Below are 14,525 nucleotides of genomic sequence, written 5' to 3'. Positions count from 1 at the left end.
GTGGGCGATTCGCGGGGTGAACGGCGCTCCGCCCGGTGAGGATGAAGACATGGGATTCCATGTCGACTCCGAAGCCGGGCGGCTGCGCCGCGTCATACTGCACCGCCCCGATCTGGAACTGAAGCGCCTGACACCCCGCAACAAGGACGCGCTCCTCTTCGACGACGTGCTCTGGGTCCGCCGGGCCCGGCAGGAGCACGACGGGTTCGCCGACGTCCTGCGCGACCGGGGAGTGGAGGTGCACCTCTTCGGCGACCTCCTCCAGGAGTCGCTGGACATCCCGGTCGCGCGACGGCTGGTGCTCGACCGGGTCTTCGACGAGAAGGAGTACGGGCCGCTCGCCACCGAGCACCTGCGCGCCGCCTTCGAGGAGCTGCCCTCGGCCGAGCTGGCGGAGGCGCTGGTCGGCGGGATGACCAAGCGCGAGTTCCTGGAGCGGCACAGCGAGCCGACCTCGGTCCGCTTCCACGTGATGGACCTGGACGACTTCCTGCTCGGCCCGCTGCCCAACCACCTCTTCACCCGGGACACCTCCGCCTGGATCTACGACGGCGTCTCCATCAACGCCATGCGCTGGCCCGCCCGGCAGCGCGAGACCGTCCACTTCGAGGCGATCTACCGCCACCACCCGCTCTTCACCGGTCCTGAGGCGGGCGTCTTCCACCACTGGTCGGAGGGGCAGGACGACTACCCGTCCACGATCGAGGGCGGTGACGTCCTGGTCATCGGGCAGGGCGCGGTCCTCATCGGGATGAGCGAGCGCACCACCCCGCAGGCGGTGGAGATGCTGGCCCGCGGCCTCTTCGACGCCGGTTCCGCGCGGACGATCGTGGCGCTGGACATGCCGAAGGCACGCGCGTTCATGCACCTGGACACGGTGATGACGATGGTCGACGGCGACACGTTCACGCAGTACGCCGGGCTCGGCATGCTCCGCTCGTACACGATCGAGCCGGGCAGCGGCCCGCGCGAGCTGAAGGTGACCGACCATCCGCCCGAGCACATGCACCGGGCCATCGCCGCCGCACTCGGCCTCGACTCGATCCGGGTGCTCACCGCCACGCAGGACGTGCACGCGGCGGAGCGCGAGCAGTGGGACGACGGCTGCAACGTGCTGGCGGTCGAGCCGGGCGTCGTGGTCGCGTACGAGCGGAACGCGACCACCAACACCTATCTGCGCAAGCAGGGCATCGAGGTCATCGAGATCCGGGGCAGCGAGCTGGGCCGGGGGAGGGGAGGGCCGCGCTGCATGAGCTGTCCGGTGGTGCGGGATCCTGTGTAGAACCGGCGTTTTCACCCCATCCTGTGGAGAACCACTCCATTCACCTCACGAGACCGGCGATTTCCGGACCAGCGATTTCTGGACCAGGGGGCTGTATAGGAATGCGTTTACTCGTATAGACTTCCAGGGCTGCCTGCCGGCCCCGGCAAGATCCCCGTCCCACCCTGGAGCAGTCATCATGGCCATCGACCTCATCGGCCGCCCCTTCCTCAAGGAGCTGGACTTCACCTCCGAGGAGATCCTCGGCCTGGTCGCGCTGGCCGGTGAGCTGAAGGCGGCCAAGAAGACCGGGGCCGAGGTCCAGCGGCTGCGCGGCAAGAACATCGCGCTGATCTTCGAGAAGACCTCGACCCGTACGCGCTGCGCGTTCGAGGTCGCCGCCGCCGACCAGGGTGCCTTCACCACCTATCTGGATCCCTCGGGCTCACAGATGGGCCACAAGGAGTCGGTGAAGGACACCGCGCGGGTGCTCGGCCGGATGTTCGACGGGATCGAGTACCGGGGCGACAGCCAGCAGGTGGTCGAGGAGCTGGCCGAGTACGGCGGTGTCCCCGTCTTCAACGGCCTCACCGACGACTGGCACCCCACGCAGATGCTCGCCGACGCGCTGACCATGACCGAGCACAGCGACAGGCCCGTCACCGAGCTGGCCCTCGCCTACCTCGGCGACGCCCGCTTCAACATGGGCAACTCCTACCTGATCACCGGCGCCCTGCTCGGCCTGGACATCCGGATCGTCGCGCCCGAGATGTACTGGCCGGCCCCGTCCGTCGTGGACCAGGCCGAGAAGCTCGCCGTGATCAGCGGTGCGAAGATCACGCTCACCGCGGATGTCGCCGAGGGCGTGCGCGGCGCCGACTTCGTCGCCACGGATGTGTGGGTCTCGATGGGCGAGCCCAAGGAGGTCTGGGACGAGCGGATCGCCGCCCTCGCTCCGTACGCCGTGACGATGGACGTCCTGCGGGCCACCGGCAACCCGGACGTGAAGTTCCTGCACTGCCTGCCCGCCTTCCACGACCTCGGCACCCAGGTCGGCCGGGACGTCCACGCCGCCCACGGCCTCACCGAGCTGGAGGTCACCGACGAGGTCTTCGAGTCGGCGCACTCACTCGTCTTCGACCAGGCCGAGAACCGGATGCACACGATCAAGGCGGTCCTGGTGGCGACGCTGGCGGGGGCGTAGCCGCCTCGGGGATCAGCGGTTTGCATGGCTCCTCGCCCGATTGGGTGAACATGCGCGGTGGTGGCTACGATGTCGCCTCTGGTGGGGTTCGAGCTCGCACGCTCGAACCCCTTAGCTGTGTGCCGCCCACGCGCACAGGGCCGTCCCCCCACTGCACCACCAGAGAAGAGAACGTCCCGCATGAGCACCGGCCTGCCGCGATCCGGCACCCCGAAGCCCGCCGGCCCCCACCTGCCGGGCCTGCGCCGCAAGAGCCCCGAACAGCTCATCGCAGAGTCCGGCGGCGACCTGGAGGGCCACGGCCTCAAGCGGACGATGGGCCTCTTCCAGCTCGTCTGCTTCGGCGTCGGGGCCATCGTCGGCACCGGCATCTTCGTCGGCCTCTCCGACACCGTCGCCGAGGCCGGACCCGCCGTCGTCATCTCGTTCGTCCTGGCTGCGATCACCTGCATCTTCACCGCCTTCTCCTTCGCGGAGCTGGGCAGCGCGATCCCGGTCTCCGGGAGCTCGTACTCCTTCGCGTACGCCGCCCTCGGCGAGCGCACGGCGTTCCTCGTCGGCTGGTGCCTGATGCTGGAGTACGGCGTCTCGGTCTCCGCGGTCGCGGTCGGCTGGAGCCAGTACGTCAACGAGCTGCTGAACAGCCTGATCGGCTGGGAGCTGCCCGCCGCCGTCTCGGCCGGACCCGGCGACGGCGGAGTGATCAACCTTCCGGCGGTCGTCGTGATCGCCATGGCCGCCACCCTGCTGGTGCGCGGCGTCCGGGAGAGCGCGGGCGCGACCGCGGCCATGGCGGTTCTGAAGATCGGCATCCTGCTGGCGTTCTGCGCGATCGCGTTCACCGCGTTCCAGGACGACAACCTCGTGCCGTTCGCCGGTCACGGGCTCGGCGGGATCACGGCCGGCGCCTCGCTGGCGTTCTTCTCGTACATCGGCTTCGACGCGATCACCACCGCCGGCGAAGAGGTCAAGAACCCCCGCCGCAACATCCCCATCGCCATCCTGATCTGCATCGGTGTCGTCACCCTGCTCTACTGCGCGGTGGCGCTCTCCGCCATCGGCGCGCTCGGCGCGGACGCCGTCTCCGACAAGCCCGCGGCCCTCTCGCTGGTCGTCAACCAGGTCACCGACTCGGCGGTCGGAGGCGGCGTCATCGCCTTCGGCGCGGTCGTCGCCATCGCCTCCGTGGTGCTCGCCGTGATGTACGGCCAGACCCGCATCCTGATGTCGATGTCCCGCGACGGGCTGATCCCGCGCGTCTTCGAGCGCGTCTCGCCCAAGACCCACACGCCGGTCGCCAACACCTGGATCGTGGCCTGCGTCTTCGCCGTACCGGCCGCCTTCGTCCCGCTGGACGTCGTCGTCAACCTGACGACCATCGGCACGCTCGCCACCATGGTCGCGGTCAACGTGGCCGTCGTGGTGCTCCGCCGCCGCAACCCGGACCTGGAGCGCACCTTCCGGGTGCCGCTGTACCCGGTCAGCCCGGTGCTCGGCGTCGCGTTCTGCCTCTACCTGATGTACGGGACCGGCTGGACGACCTGGCTGCAGTTCGCCGTCTTCCTCGCCGCCGGTTCGCTGCTCTACGCCGGTTACGGCCGTAAGCGCTCCCGGCTGGTCAGCTCTCCGGCGACGGACCGGGCTGGGACGGTATCGCCGGAAGCGTGAACCAGACGGCCTTGCCGTGCTCCGTCGTGCGGTGACCGCAGGCGGAGCTGAGGGTCCGGATCAGCAGCAGGCCGCGGCCGTGCTCCTGCCAGGGATCGACCTCGAAGCCGGGCTGCGGCCGGGACAGGTCGCCGGGCGGAGCCGGGTCGTGGTCGTGCACCTCGACCTGGCAGCCGGTGGGCAGCAGCTCCACGACCAGCTCGATCGGCTCGCTGCTCGCCGTGTGCTCGACCGCGTTGGCCACCAGCTCGGCCGTGAGCAGCTCGGCGGTGTCACTGTCCGCCGGGGCGTGGATGTCCGACAGGGCGGTACGGACGAGAGCGCGGGCGATCGGCACGGCCGCCGTGGAGTGCGGCAGGGCGATCCGCCAGGAGGCGGGAACAGGGACATCGGGCGGCACGGCGGGGTTCCGTTCGGGAGCGGGACTTCCTTGTAGCGGGACTTCTCGACTCATCGGGGTCTCTCGACTCGTCATCGGGGTCTCTCGACCCGTGATCGGGCTTTCCCGACTCGGCGTCGGGGCATCTCGACTCACTCGACTCATCGGCATCGCGTATCGAGACTTCCTGGGGTCAACCTTACGAACCGCACGGCCCTGGCCATAGAGGCGGTCGACCGGTGCAAACAGGACTTTCGACACAACAGTCTCACGGTCGGCGTATCGCGACCTCGTGACGACAGTCACGTACGGGTGATAACTTCGGTGGTGGAACGCGACCCGCGCCCGGTCGGCAACCCGCCCGAATGCTGAAGGGAACCCCTTCATGAGCTCGTTTCCCAGCTCCGCCCCGTGCGTGGAGGAGTGGCGCCATCTCCGGATCACCCGGGACGACGGTGTGGTGACCGTCACACTGGACCGGCCCGAGAAGCTCAACGCCCTCACCTTCGGTGCCTACGCCGATCTGCGCGACCTCCTCGCCGAGCTGACCCGGGAGCGCTCCGCGCGCTGCCTCGTGCTCGCCGGTGAGGGGCGCGGCTTCTGCTCCGGCGGCGACGTGGACGAGATCATCGGCGCCACCCTCGCCATGGACACCGCCGCGATCCTGGAGTTCAACCGGATGACCGGCCAGGTCGTACGGGCTCTGCGCGAGTGCCCCTTCCCCGTCGTCGCCGCCGTCCACGGGGTCGCCGCCGGAGCCGGAGCCGTGCTCGCGCTCGCCGCCGACTTCCGGGTCGCCGACCCCTCCGCCCGCTTCGCCTTCCTCTTCACCCGGGTCGGCCTCTCCGGCGGCGACATGGGCGCGGCCTATCTGCTGCCCCGCGTCGTCGGCCTCGGCCACGCCACCCGGCTGCTCATGCTCGGCGACACCGTCCGGGCGCCCGAGGCCGAGCGGATCGGCCTGATCAGCGAGCTGGCCGACGAGGGCCAGGCCGACGCCTGCGCCGCCGAGCTGGCCCGCCGTCTCGCGGACGGCCCCGCGCTCGCCCTCGCCCAGACCAAGGCGCTGCTCACCGCCGAACTGGACATGCCGCTCGCCGCCTCCGTCGAGCTGGACGCCAACACCCAGGCGCTCCTGATGCACGGCGAGGACTACTCGGAGTTCCACGCCGCCTTCACCGAGAAGCGGCCGCCGAAGTGGCGGGGTCGGTAGCCGTGGCGCCCGGCGGCTCGTCCGTACGGCGCATCGCGGTCATCGGCGGCGGCCCCGGCGGCCTCTACGCCGCAGTTCTCCTCAAGCGGCTCGACCCCTCCCGCACGATCACCGTGTACGAGCGCAACGCGCCCGACGACACCTTCGGCTTCGGCGTGGTCCTCTCCGACGAGACCCTCGGTGGCATCGAACACGCCGACCCGGAGGTCTACCGCGCACTGAGCCGCGCGTTCGTCCGCTGGGACACCATCGACATCGTCCACCGCGGCCGCGTCCACACCTCCGGCGGCCACGGCTTCGCCGCCCTCGGACGCCGCCGGCTCCTGGAGATCCTCCACGAGCGCTGCACCGCCCTCGGCGTCGACCTCCGCTTCCGCACTCCGGCCCCGCCCGCCGCCGAGCTGGCCGCCGGCCACGACCTGGTCATCGCCGCCGACGGGATCCACAGCGCCACCCGCCAGGCGCACGCGGACACCTATCGCCCCTCCCTCACCGAGCACCGCAACCGCTACATCTGGCTCGCCGCCGACTTCGCGCTGGACGCCTTCCGCTTCGAGATCGCCGAAACCCCTTACGGCGTCATGCAGTTGCACGGCTACCCGTACGCCGCCGACGCCTCCACCGTGATCGTCGAGATGCGCGAGGAGGTGTGGCGCGCCGCCGGACTCGACACCTGCGACGGAGCCGAATCCACCGCCCGCTGCGCCAAGTTCTTCACCGAGGCCCTGGACGGCCATCCCCTGCGCGCCAACCGGTCCAGCTGGCTCACCTTCCGTACGGTCACCAACTCCCGGTGGTCGCACGGGAACACGGTCCTCATCGGCGACGCCGCCCACACCGCGCACTTCTCCATCGGCTCCGGCACCAAGCTCGCCGTCGAGGATGCCCTCGCGCTGGCCGCCTCCCTGGCGGAACAGCCGGACCTGGCCTCCGCGTTGACGGCGTACGAGGCCGAGCGCCGTCCGGTCGTCGCCTCCACCCAGCGGGCGGCGGCGGCCAGCCTGCGCTGGTTCGAGGAGCTGGCCGCCTACGTCGACCAGCCGCCGCGCCGCTTCGCGTTCAACCTCCTCACCCGCAGCCGCCGGGTCACCCACGACAACCTGCGGCTGCGCGACGCCGCCTTCACCGCCGCCGTGGAGGAGGAGTTCGGCTGCCCGCCCGCCACCCCGCCGATGTTCACCCCGTTCCGGCTGCGCGGTCTCGAACTGCGCAACCGCGTCGTCGTCTCGCCGATGGACATGTACGCGGCCACCGACGGGTTCCCCGGCGACTTCCACCTCGTCCACCTCGGCGCCCGCGCGCTCGGCGGCGCCGGACTCACCATGACCGAGATGGTCTGCGTCAGCCCCGAAGGCCGCATCACTCCCGGCTGTACGGGCCTGTGGAACGACGAACAGACCGTCGGCTGGCGGCGGATCACCGACTTCGTCCACGCCTCGGCCCCCGGCGCCGCCATCGGCGTCCAGCTCGGCCACTCCGGCCGCAAGGGCTCCACCAAGCTGATGTGGGAAGGCATCGACCAGCCCCTGGAGACCGGCAACTGGCCCCTTGTCGCCGCCTCCCCGCTCCCGTACCGGCCGGGCGTCAACCAGGTCCCGCAGGAGCTGGACGCAGCCGGACTCGCCACCGTGCGCGAGCAGTTCGTCCAGGCGGCCCGCCGCGCGGCCACCGCAGGCTTCGACCTCCTCGAACTGCACTGCGCCCACGGCTACCTGCTCTCCGGCTTCCTCTCGCCGCTAACCAACCACCGCACCGACGCCTACGGCGGCTCGCCGGCGAACCGGCTCCGCTTCCCGCTCGACGTCTTCGACGCCGTCCGCGAAGTCTGGCCCGCCGACCGCCCGATGACCGTCCGGATATCCGCCACCGACTGGGCCGACGGCGGCACCGAGGCGGAGGACGCCGTCGAGATCGCCCGCGCCTTCGCCGCGCACGGCGCCGACGCCATCGACGTCTCCACCGGCCAGGTGGTGCCCGAGGAGCGCCCCGAGTTCGGCCGCTCGTACCAGACCCCCTACGCGGACCGGATCCGCAACACCGTGGACGTCCCGGTCATCGCGGTCGGCGCCATCTCCTCCTGGGACGACGTCAACTCCCTGCTCCTGGCGGGCCGCGCCGACCTCTGCGCCCTGGCCCGCCCGCACCTCTACGACCCGAACTGGACCCTCCACGCGGCGGCCGAACAGGGCTACACCGGACCGGGCGCACCCTGGCCCCTCCCGTACGGCGCCGGCAGCCGGCCTCCGCCCACAGGCCGCACGGACGGGCCGAAGCCGCGGCTCACAGGGGAGTGACGAAGTCCGTCCGGAACTGCCAAGTCGCTTCTGCAGCACGGGAATCCGAGTAAAATTGGTCTCCTACTCGGGGGAGAAGGCATGTCTGAATTACTGGCAGCCGCCGCTGTCATCGCACCGTTCGTGAGCGCCGCGGCGGCATCCATGGCAGGAGCCGTCGTCGACTCCGCGCGGGACCGCCTGGCGGACAGCGCGGTGGAAGGCGGACGGAGGCTGCTGGGCGCGGCGCTCCACCGGCATGACGACGACCCGGACCGCGCCGAGGAGGACGTCGACGCGGTCAGCGCCATCGAGCAACTGCCGGATCAGCAGCGGCGCATCCTGGAGAACGCCATCGGAACATGGCTGGCCGCCGGCGGAGAGCTGGATGCCCGGTCCCTGTCCCGCTCCATCGAGGACGCCGACCGCGCACACCGGGGCGGCGACGTGACCCACGTGACGTCCTACGGGGCGGGCTCCCCGGCGATCGGCAGGATCGAAACGGCGAACTTCACCTTCCACCGCGACCCGGGTGGCGAAGCAGGTTGACCGGCGAGCCGCCGGCGCCGGGCAACACCACCACCCATGGACCCAACTCCCCGGCGGTCGGCTTCGTCGGCAAGCTGTTCCTGAGCGTGTTCTTCGGGGACTCCGCCGACTTCACCGACCGGGCCAAAGGCTGGAGCGTCTGGAACTGGCCGCCGTTCCTGCTGGTCATGTCGCTCGGCGCCTACGCCCTGATCGCGGCCCCGGACGGACCGGCACGCCAGTTCCTCTGGGTCTACCTCGCGCTCGGCGCCGCGGTCGCTCTGGCGCTGGTCCGGCTGGTCCTGCCGGCCCGCGGCACCCGCGCGCCCTGGCGCGTCCTGATGTCGGCGGCGGCCGTGATCTGCTCCTGCGCCGGCGCGGTCGGCATGGACCACCTCGCCGACCACGGCGAGATCGATGTCACCGGCCTGAGCAGCATGAGCGGCGAAACCGTCACCAACGGCTCCCGGCTGCGGCTCGTGGTCGACGGCCCGGCCGACCGTGCCCGGCTGCGGCTGACGCTCACCATCCGGGACGCCGCCAAGGCCGCACAGTTCTGCGCGCCGGAGACCCGCTACTCCGCCCAGCTGCTGGGCAACACCGGCACGCGTGTCGACGATGTGCGCAGCGGCCAGACGATCGCGTTCCCGCTGGGCGGGCTGCAAGGGGCGATCGACTTGGAGATCACCCTGCTGACCGAAGAAGGATGTCGGATGAACCTGTCCGTAGCGGCCGCCGTACTTCACGACTGAGAGGACACTGTGGCTCCCACCTCGGATACCGGGCCCCTGCCCGCCCGGCTGCTCGGCATCGTCGCCGCGCTGGTCCTGCTGGCGGGCCTCGCCGCCTGCTCCTCCTCGAAGGAGCCGGAGCGGGAGTTCCTCGGCGTGAAGCGCGTCACGGTCGCGATGCACAACGACCTGCCCGGCCTGTCGTACTCCGCGAACTACGACCGTTCCGGACTGGACTTCATCATGCTCCAGCACATCCAGGAGGAGATCGACGTCGACTTCAGCGAGCCCGTCGACGTCTCCTCGGGCGACCGGGTCACCCAACTCATCCAGCGCAAGGCCGACATGACGATCGCGTCGTTCTCCATCACCGCCGAACGGATGGACGAGATCGACTTCGTCGGACCCTATCTCAAGACCCGGCAGGGCTTCCTCGTCGGCCCGGAGAGCGCCGGTGTGAAGCAGCTGGCCGATCTGCGCGGCAGCCAGATCTGCACCTGGCAGGGCACCACCTCGGTCGAATCCCTGGAAGGCATCAAGGAGACCGTCGGCGCCGATCCGGTCACCCTGACCGATGCGTCGGACTGCATCGAGCAGCTCATCGACGGCCAGGTGAAGGCCGTCTCCACCGACCAGGCCATCCTCTACGGCTTCGCGCGGCAGTACGGGAAGGAGGGCCTGCGCGTGGTGCCGGACGTGACGATAGGAGCTCCGCAGCACTACGGCATCGGGTTGCCGAAGGGACACACCGAGGACTGCCGCAGGCTCGCCTCCTGGCTCAAGAAGCATGTGGGCACCAGCGGTTGGATCAGGGACGTCGAGACGTCCCTCCCGGCCCTCATCGAGGAGAACCCGGGCTGGATCAGCAGCTACAAGCCGAGCGCCGCCGAGATCGAGGCCCGGTCGTGCCGGGACAGCATCAGTCCCTGACTCGCACGAACCGCTCTCCCGCGTCCCGCAGCCGCTCGTGCAGCTTGCCGAACACCTCCGCCGAGCGCCCGCCCGGCCACCCCTTCGGCAGCAGCTCCTGTGGCAGACCCGGGTCCGCGTAGGGGAGTTGGCGCCAGGAGTCCAGAGCCAGCAGATAGTCGCGGTAAGCCTCCTGCGGGCGCGGGCCCTCCTCGGTCCGCGGAGCCGCCTCCCACTCGCGGAGCACCGGTTCGTGCAGCTCCAGGAAGTCCCGGTGGAGGCGCGCCACCGCGTCCAGGTCCCACCAGCGGGCCACCGACGCGCGGGTGGCGGCGAAGCCCAGGTGTTCGCCGCGGAACAGGTCGACGTACGGGGTGAGTTCGAGCCGTTCCAAGGTGTGCCGGGTCTCCTCGTAGAGGCCGGCCGGGGCGATCCAGACGCCGGGTGCCGCGGTGCCGAAGCCGAGGCGGGCCAGCCGGGAGCGCAGCAGGTGGCGCTTGGCGCGTTCGGCCTCGGGGACGGAGAAGACCGCGAGGACCCAGCCGTCGGCCAGCCGGTGCGCGGGGCGGCCGTAGATGCGCCCGTCGCCGTCGTCGAGCAGCTGGCGGGCGTCGGGCGACAGCGCGTACCCGGCCGAGCCGTCCGCCGCCCGCGCGGCGACCAGCAGCCCGCGCCGCTTCAGCCGTGAGACACAGGAGCGTACGGAAGGGGCGTCGACGCCCACGGCGTGCAGCAGGCGGATCAGCTCGGCCACGGCGAAAGGTGAGCCGTCCGCCGGACGGCCGTAGGCGCCGTAGAGCGTGATGATCAGGGAACGGGGGGTGCGCAGCTCGGCCACGTGATCACTCTAGGCCGAGTCCTCGCGGAGGAGGAACCGCTGGAGTTTGCCGGTCGCGGTGCGCGGCAGGGACTGCTCGAAGACGAAGGCGCGCGGGCACTTGTGCGGGGCCAGGTTGGCCTTCATATGGGCGCGCAGAGCGTCGGCCGTCTGCTCCGAGCCCTCCGTCAGCACCACGTGCGCCACCACGATCTCGCCGCGCAGTTCGTCCGCCCGGCCCACCACCGCCGCCTCCGCGACCTCCGGATGGCGTAGCAGGGCGTCCTCCACCTCGGGGCCGGCGATGTTGTAGCCGGAGGAGATGATCATGTCGTCGGCGCGGGCCACGTAACGGAAGTAGCCGTCCGGTTCGCGGACGAACGTGTCTCCGGTCAGGTTCCAGCCGTGCCGGACGTACTCCGTCTGGCGGGGGTCGGCGAGGTAGCGGCAGCCGACCGGGCCGCGTACGGCGAGCAGCCCCGGCTCGCCGTCGGGCAGCTCGTCGCCGTGCTCGTCGACCACCCTGGCCTGCCAGCCCGGCACCGGGACGCCGATGGTGCCGGGGCGGATGGCGTCGTCGGCGGCGGAGATGAAGATGTGCAGCAGCTCGGTGGCGCCGATGCCGTTGATGATGCGCAGGCCCGTCGCCTCGAACCAGGCCTGCCAGGTCGCGGCCGGCAGGTTCTCTCCGGCCGACACACAGCGGCGCAGGGCCGAGAGGTCGTGGCCCTCCAGCTGACCGAGCATCGTGCGGTACGCGGTCGGCGCCGTGAAGAGGACCGAGACCCGGTGGCGGGCCAGCGCGGGCAGCAGATGGTGCGGCCCGGCCTGCTCCAGCAGCAGCGCCGAGGCGCCCGCGCGCAGTGGGAAGACCAGCAGACCGCCGAGGCCGAAGGTGAAGCCGAGCGGCGGGCTGCCCGCGAACACGTCGTCGGCCAGCGGCCGCAGCACCTGGCGGGAGAAGGTGTCGGCGATGGCGAGCAGGTCCCGGTGGAGGTGCATGCAGCCCTTGGGCCGTCCGGTGGTCCCTGAGGTGAACGCGATCAGCGCGACCTCGTCGGCGGCCGTGTCGACCGCGCGGTACGGGCCGGAGCCGGCGTGCGCGGCGGCCAGCCGGGTCAGGTCCTCGGGTCCGTCACCGCCGTACGGCGTGGTCCGCAGCCCTTCCACGTCCGCCTCGGCCAGATCCTCCGCCGACCGCGCGTCGCAGAGTGCGTGGCTCACCCGGGCGAGTGAGCAGATGGTGGCCAGCTCGGCCGACCGTGCCTGCGCCAGTACGGTCACGGCGACCGCGCCCGCCTTCATGACGGCGAGCCAGCAGGCGGCCAGCCACGGGGTGGTGGGCCCGCGCAGCAGCACCCGGTTGCCCGGCACCACGGCCAGATCGTCGGTGAGCACATGCGCGATGCGGTCGACGGTGGCGCGCAGCTCGCCGTAGCTCCAGACGGTTCCGTCACCGGAGCGCAGCGCGGGACGGTCCGGCCCGCGCTCCTCGACCGTACGGTCCAGCAGCTCGTACCCGCAGTTCAGCCGCTCGGGGTAACGCAGTTCCGGATCGTCCAGGAGGAGCTTCGGCCACTGGTCCGGCGGTGGCAGATGGTCGCGCGTGAACGTGTCGGTGTGCGCGCCGGGGACGCGTACGGACGCGTCGGCGGCGGCTGCGGGCGTGTTCGGCGAGGAATTCGGCTCCATGAAGGATCGCCCCCTTGTCGCCTCTGGAGCGTATCGTTTGGGTGACGGTAGTCAACGGTCCGCGATAAACGTGACGCGGCAAGGCAGTGACGCGACAAGACGGTCATGCGGCAAGACGAGCGATGCGACAGACAGTGACGCGACGAGACGCGACAAGAGAGGCGCCGCCATGACGGCATTCTCCCTCGAACCGGAACAGACCGCCTGGTGCGAAGGGCTGCGCACCCTCGCCGACCAGCGGCTCCGCCCACTGGCCGAGAAGGGCGAGCCCGGACGCGTCAACCGTCCGCTGCTGGCCGCCCTCGGCGAGCTGGGTCTGCTGGAGCGGATGTTCGCCTCCGGCGCGCTGGACCTCTGCCTGCTGCGGGAGTCCCTGGCCCGGGGCTGCACCGAGGCCGAGACCGCGCTCGCGCTCCAGGGCCTCGGCACCACCCCCGTCATCCGCTCCGGCACACCCGCCCAGCGCGAACGCTGGCTCCCCGGAGTCCGGGCGGGCCGCACCGTGGCCGCCTTCGCGCTGAGCGAGCCGGGCGCGGGGTCCGATGCCGGTGCCCTCTCCCTGGCCGCCGAACCCGCCCCCGACGGCTGGCGGCTCACCGGTGAGAAGTGCTGGATCTCCAACGCCCCAGAGGCCGACTTCGCCACCGTCTTCGCCCGCACCGCCCCAGGCGCCGGCTCACGCGGCATCACCGCGTTCCTCGTCCCCGCCGACCGCCCCGGACTCACCGGCCACCCCCTCGACATGCTCTCCCCGCACCCCATCGGCACCCTGGAGTTCGACGGCGTACCGGTCACCGCCGACGACGTCCTCGGCGAACCCGACCGGGGCTTCCGGGTCGCGATGGACACCCTCAACCTCTTCCGGCCCAGCGTCGGCGCCTTCGCCGTCGGGATGGCCCGCGCCGCGCTCGACGCCACCGTGGCCCACACCGCCCGCCGCACCGCGTTCGGCGGCCCTCTCAGCGAACTCCAGGCCGTCTCCCACCAGGTCGCCGAGATGGCCACCCGCACCGAGGCCGCCCGCCTCCTGGTGTACGCGGCGGCCGCCGCGTACGACGCGGGGGAGAGCGGTGTGCCGCGCCGCGCCGCGATGGCCAAGCTGTACGCCACCGAGACCGCGCAGTACGTCGTCGACACCGCCGTCCAACTGCACGGCGCGCGGGCCCTGCGCCGCGGCCATCTGCTCGAACACCTCTACCGCGAGGTCCGCGCGCCGCGGATCTACGAGGGCGCCAGCGAGGTCCAGCGCGCCATCATCGCCAAGGAGCTGTACGCGTCCGCCGCCGCCCAAGAGCCCCAAGAGCCCCAAGAGCCCCAAGAGCCCCGAGAGCCCCGAGAGCCCCAAGAGCTTCAAGAGTCCCGAGAGCCCCAGGAGCCGTCCGTATGAGCCCGTCCCACCGGATCAACCCGGCCGAACTCTCGCCGCCGACCGGCTTCTCGCACGCCGTCGTCGCCACCGGCGGCCATCTGGTCTTCCTGGCCGGGCAGACCGCGCTCGACCCGGACGGCAAGGTCGTCGGCGCCACCCTGCCCGAACAGTTCGCCACCGCCCTCACCAACCTGCTCACCGCCCTGCACGCGGCCGGCGGCGCCCCGGCCGACCTGGCCCGCGTCACCGTGTACGCCACCGATGTGGCCGACTACCGGTCGCACGCCGCCGAACTCGGCCGGATCTGGCGCCGGCTGGCCGGGCGCGACTACCCCGCGATGGCGGTCATCGGCGTGGCCCGGCTCTGGGACGAACAGGCGATGATCGAGATCGACGGGATCGCCGTGCTGCCCTGAGCAGGACGGAAGCCTCTCCGCGCGCCACAAACGCACGGAGAACCGAAACGCACCCCCCGTAAAGA

The 14,525-nt window shown here is 71.3% G+C and carries 13 protein-coding genes; 10 read left to right on the top strand and 3 right to left on the bottom strand.

The features are described from left to right. Nucleotides 1–49 precede the first annotated feature (49 nt). The 3 genes from ACIRR8_RS22290 (at nt 50) to ACIRR8_RS22280 (ending at nt 4,133) form a co-directional block, all read left to right on the top strand. Nucleotides 50–1,282 (top strand): arginine deiminase, encoded by a 1,233-nt coding sequence (locus ACIRR8_RS22290; protein ID WP_028418034.1) that lies wholly within the window; start codon nt 50–52, stop codon nt 1,280–1,282. 178 nt (nt 1,283–1,460) lie between these two features. Then, a complete protein-coding gene (gene argF, locus ACIRR8_RS22285; RefSeq protein ID WP_404067456.1) occupies nt 1,461–2,465 on the top strand; it encodes an ornithine carbamoyltransferase in 1,005 nt (334 codons plus the stop codon). A 180-nt stretch (nt 2,466–2,645) separates the two neighbouring features. After that, nucleotides 2,646–4,133, top strand: a complete 1,488-nt coding sequence (locus ACIRR8_RS22280) for an amino acid permease (protein ID WP_404067454.1) — start codon at nt 2,646–2,648, stop codon at nt 4,131–4,133. On the opposite strand, the gene ACIRR8_RS22275 is transcribed toward ACIRR8_RS22280, so the two are convergent. Continuing rightward, nucleotides 4,084–4,533, bottom strand: a complete 450-nt coding sequence (locus ACIRR8_RS22275; protein ID WP_404067451.1) for an ATP-binding protein — start codon at nt 4,531–4,533, stop codon at nt 4,084–4,086. The two genes, ACIRR8_RS22280 and ACIRR8_RS22275, sit on opposite strands and share 50 nt — an antisense overlap. A gap of 364 nt (nt 4,534–4,897) precedes the next feature. Between ACIRR8_RS22275 and ACIRR8_RS22270 the strand changes: the two genes are divergently transcribed. From ACIRR8_RS22270 to ACIRR8_RS22250, 5 genes are all read left to right on the top strand, one after another. Further along, entirely contained in the window at nt 4,898–5,725 is an 828-nt protein-coding gene (locus ACIRR8_RS22270; protein ID WP_404067449.1) for an enoyl-CoA hydratase family protein, read from the top strand. Continuing rightward, nucleotides 5,710–8,019 (top strand): bifunctional salicylyl-CoA 5-hydroxylase/oxidoreductase, encoded by a 2,310-nt coding sequence (locus ACIRR8_RS22265; RefSeq protein ID WP_404067447.1) that lies wholly within the window; start codon nt 5,710–5,712, stop codon nt 8,017–8,019. Before ACIRR8_RS22270 ends, ACIRR8_RS22265 begins: the two co-directional genes overlap by 16 nt. An 81-nt stretch (nt 8,020–8,100) precedes the next feature. After that, complete coding sequence (locus ACIRR8_RS22260) at nt 8,101–8,547, top strand: hypothetical protein (RefSeq protein ID WP_404067444.1); 447 nt, start codon at nt 8,101–8,103, stop codon at nt 8,545–8,547. Continuing rightward, nucleotides 8,544–9,278, top strand: a complete 735-nt coding sequence (locus ACIRR8_RS22255) for a hypothetical protein (protein ID WP_404067441.1) — start codon at nt 8,544–8,546, stop codon at nt 9,276–9,278. Before ACIRR8_RS22260 ends, ACIRR8_RS22255 begins: the two co-directional genes overlap by 4 nt. A gap of 9 nt (nt 9,279–9,287) precedes the next feature. Then, nucleotides 9,288–10,187, top strand: coding sequence for a transporter substrate-binding domain-containing protein (locus ACIRR8_RS22250; RefSeq protein ID WP_404067438.1), 900 nt, complete (start codon nt 9,288–9,290; stop codon nt 10,185–10,187). Here ACIRR8_RS22250 and ACIRR8_RS22245 read toward each other — a convergent pair. Both ACIRR8_RS22245 and ACIRR8_RS22240 read right to left on the bottom strand, forming a co-directional pair. After that, complete coding sequence (locus tag ACIRR8_RS22245) at nt 10,177–11,004, bottom strand: PaaX family transcriptional regulator C-terminal domain-containing protein (protein WP_404067436.1); 828 nt, start codon at nt 11,002–11,004, stop codon at nt 10,177–10,179. The genes ACIRR8_RS22250 and ACIRR8_RS22245 overlap by 11 nt on opposite strands. 9 nt (nt 11,005–11,013) lie before the next feature. After that, nucleotides 11,014–12,675 carry an AMP-binding protein gene (locus ACIRR8_RS22240; protein ID WP_404067433.1) on the bottom strand — a complete coding sequence of 554 codons (1,662 nt, stop codon included), beginning with the start codon at nt 12,673–12,675 and terminating at the stop codon, nt 11,014–11,016. A gap of 169 nt (nt 12,676–12,844) precedes the next feature. Here ACIRR8_RS22240 and ACIRR8_RS22235 point away from each other — a divergent pair, with 169 nt between their 5' ends. After that, nucleotides 12,845–14,062, top strand: a complete 1,218-nt coding sequence (locus ACIRR8_RS22235) for an acyl-CoA dehydrogenase family protein (RefSeq protein ID WP_404067430.1) — start codon at nt 12,845–12,847, stop codon at nt 14,060–14,062. Then, nucleotides 14,059–14,460 (top strand): RidA family protein, encoded by a 402-nt coding sequence (locus tag ACIRR8_RS22230; protein WP_404067427.1) that lies wholly within the window; start codon nt 14,059–14,061, stop codon nt 14,458–14,460. Before ACIRR8_RS22235 ends, ACIRR8_RS22230 begins: the two co-directional genes overlap by 4 nt. Nucleotides 14,461–14,525 lie beyond the last annotated feature (65 nt).

This window comes from Streptomyces sp. NPDC101178 (genome assembly GCF_044767965.1).
In the GTDB taxonomy this organism is placed as follows: Bacteria; Actinomycetota; Actinomycetes; order Streptomycetales; family Streptomycetaceae; genus Streptomyces.
The sequence above is the reverse complement of the archived record's forward strand: the minus strand, read 5'-3'. Positions and strand labels throughout refer to the sequence as shown.

Bases quoted from the DNA above. Each gene is read 5' to 3' on its own strand.
- ACIRR8_RS22290 (WP_028418034.1), top strand. From the start codon at position 50: ATGGGATTCCATGTCGACTCCGAAGCCGGGCGGCTGCGCCGCGTCATA.
- argF (WP_404067456.1), top strand. From the start codon at position 1,461: ATGGCCATCGACCTCATCGGCCGCCCCTTCCTCAAGGAGCTGGACTTC.
- ACIRR8_RS22280 (WP_404067454.1), top strand. From the start codon at position 2,646: ATGAGCACCGGCCTGCCGCGATCCGGCACCCCGAAGCCCGCCGGCCCC.
- ACIRR8_RS22270 (WP_404067449.1), top strand. From the start codon at position 4,898: ATGAGCTCGTTTCCCAGCTCCGCCCCGTGCGTGGAGGAGTGGCGCCAT.
- ACIRR8_RS22260 (WP_404067444.1), top strand. From the start codon at position 8,101: ATGTCTGAATTACTGGCAGCCGCCGCTGTCATCGCACCGTTCGTGAGC.
- ACIRR8_RS22240 (WP_404067433.1), bottom strand. From the start codon at position 12,675: ATGGAGCCGAATTCCTCGCCGAACACGCCCGCAGCCGCCGCCGACGCG.
- ACIRR8_RS22235 (WP_404067430.1), top strand. From the start codon at position 12,845: ATGACGGCATTCTCCCTCGAACCGGAACAGACCGCCTGGTGCGAAGGG.
- ACIRR8_RS22230 (WP_404067427.1), top strand. From the start codon at position 14,059: ATGAGCCCGTCCCACCGGATCAACCCGGCCGAACTCTCGCCGCCGACC.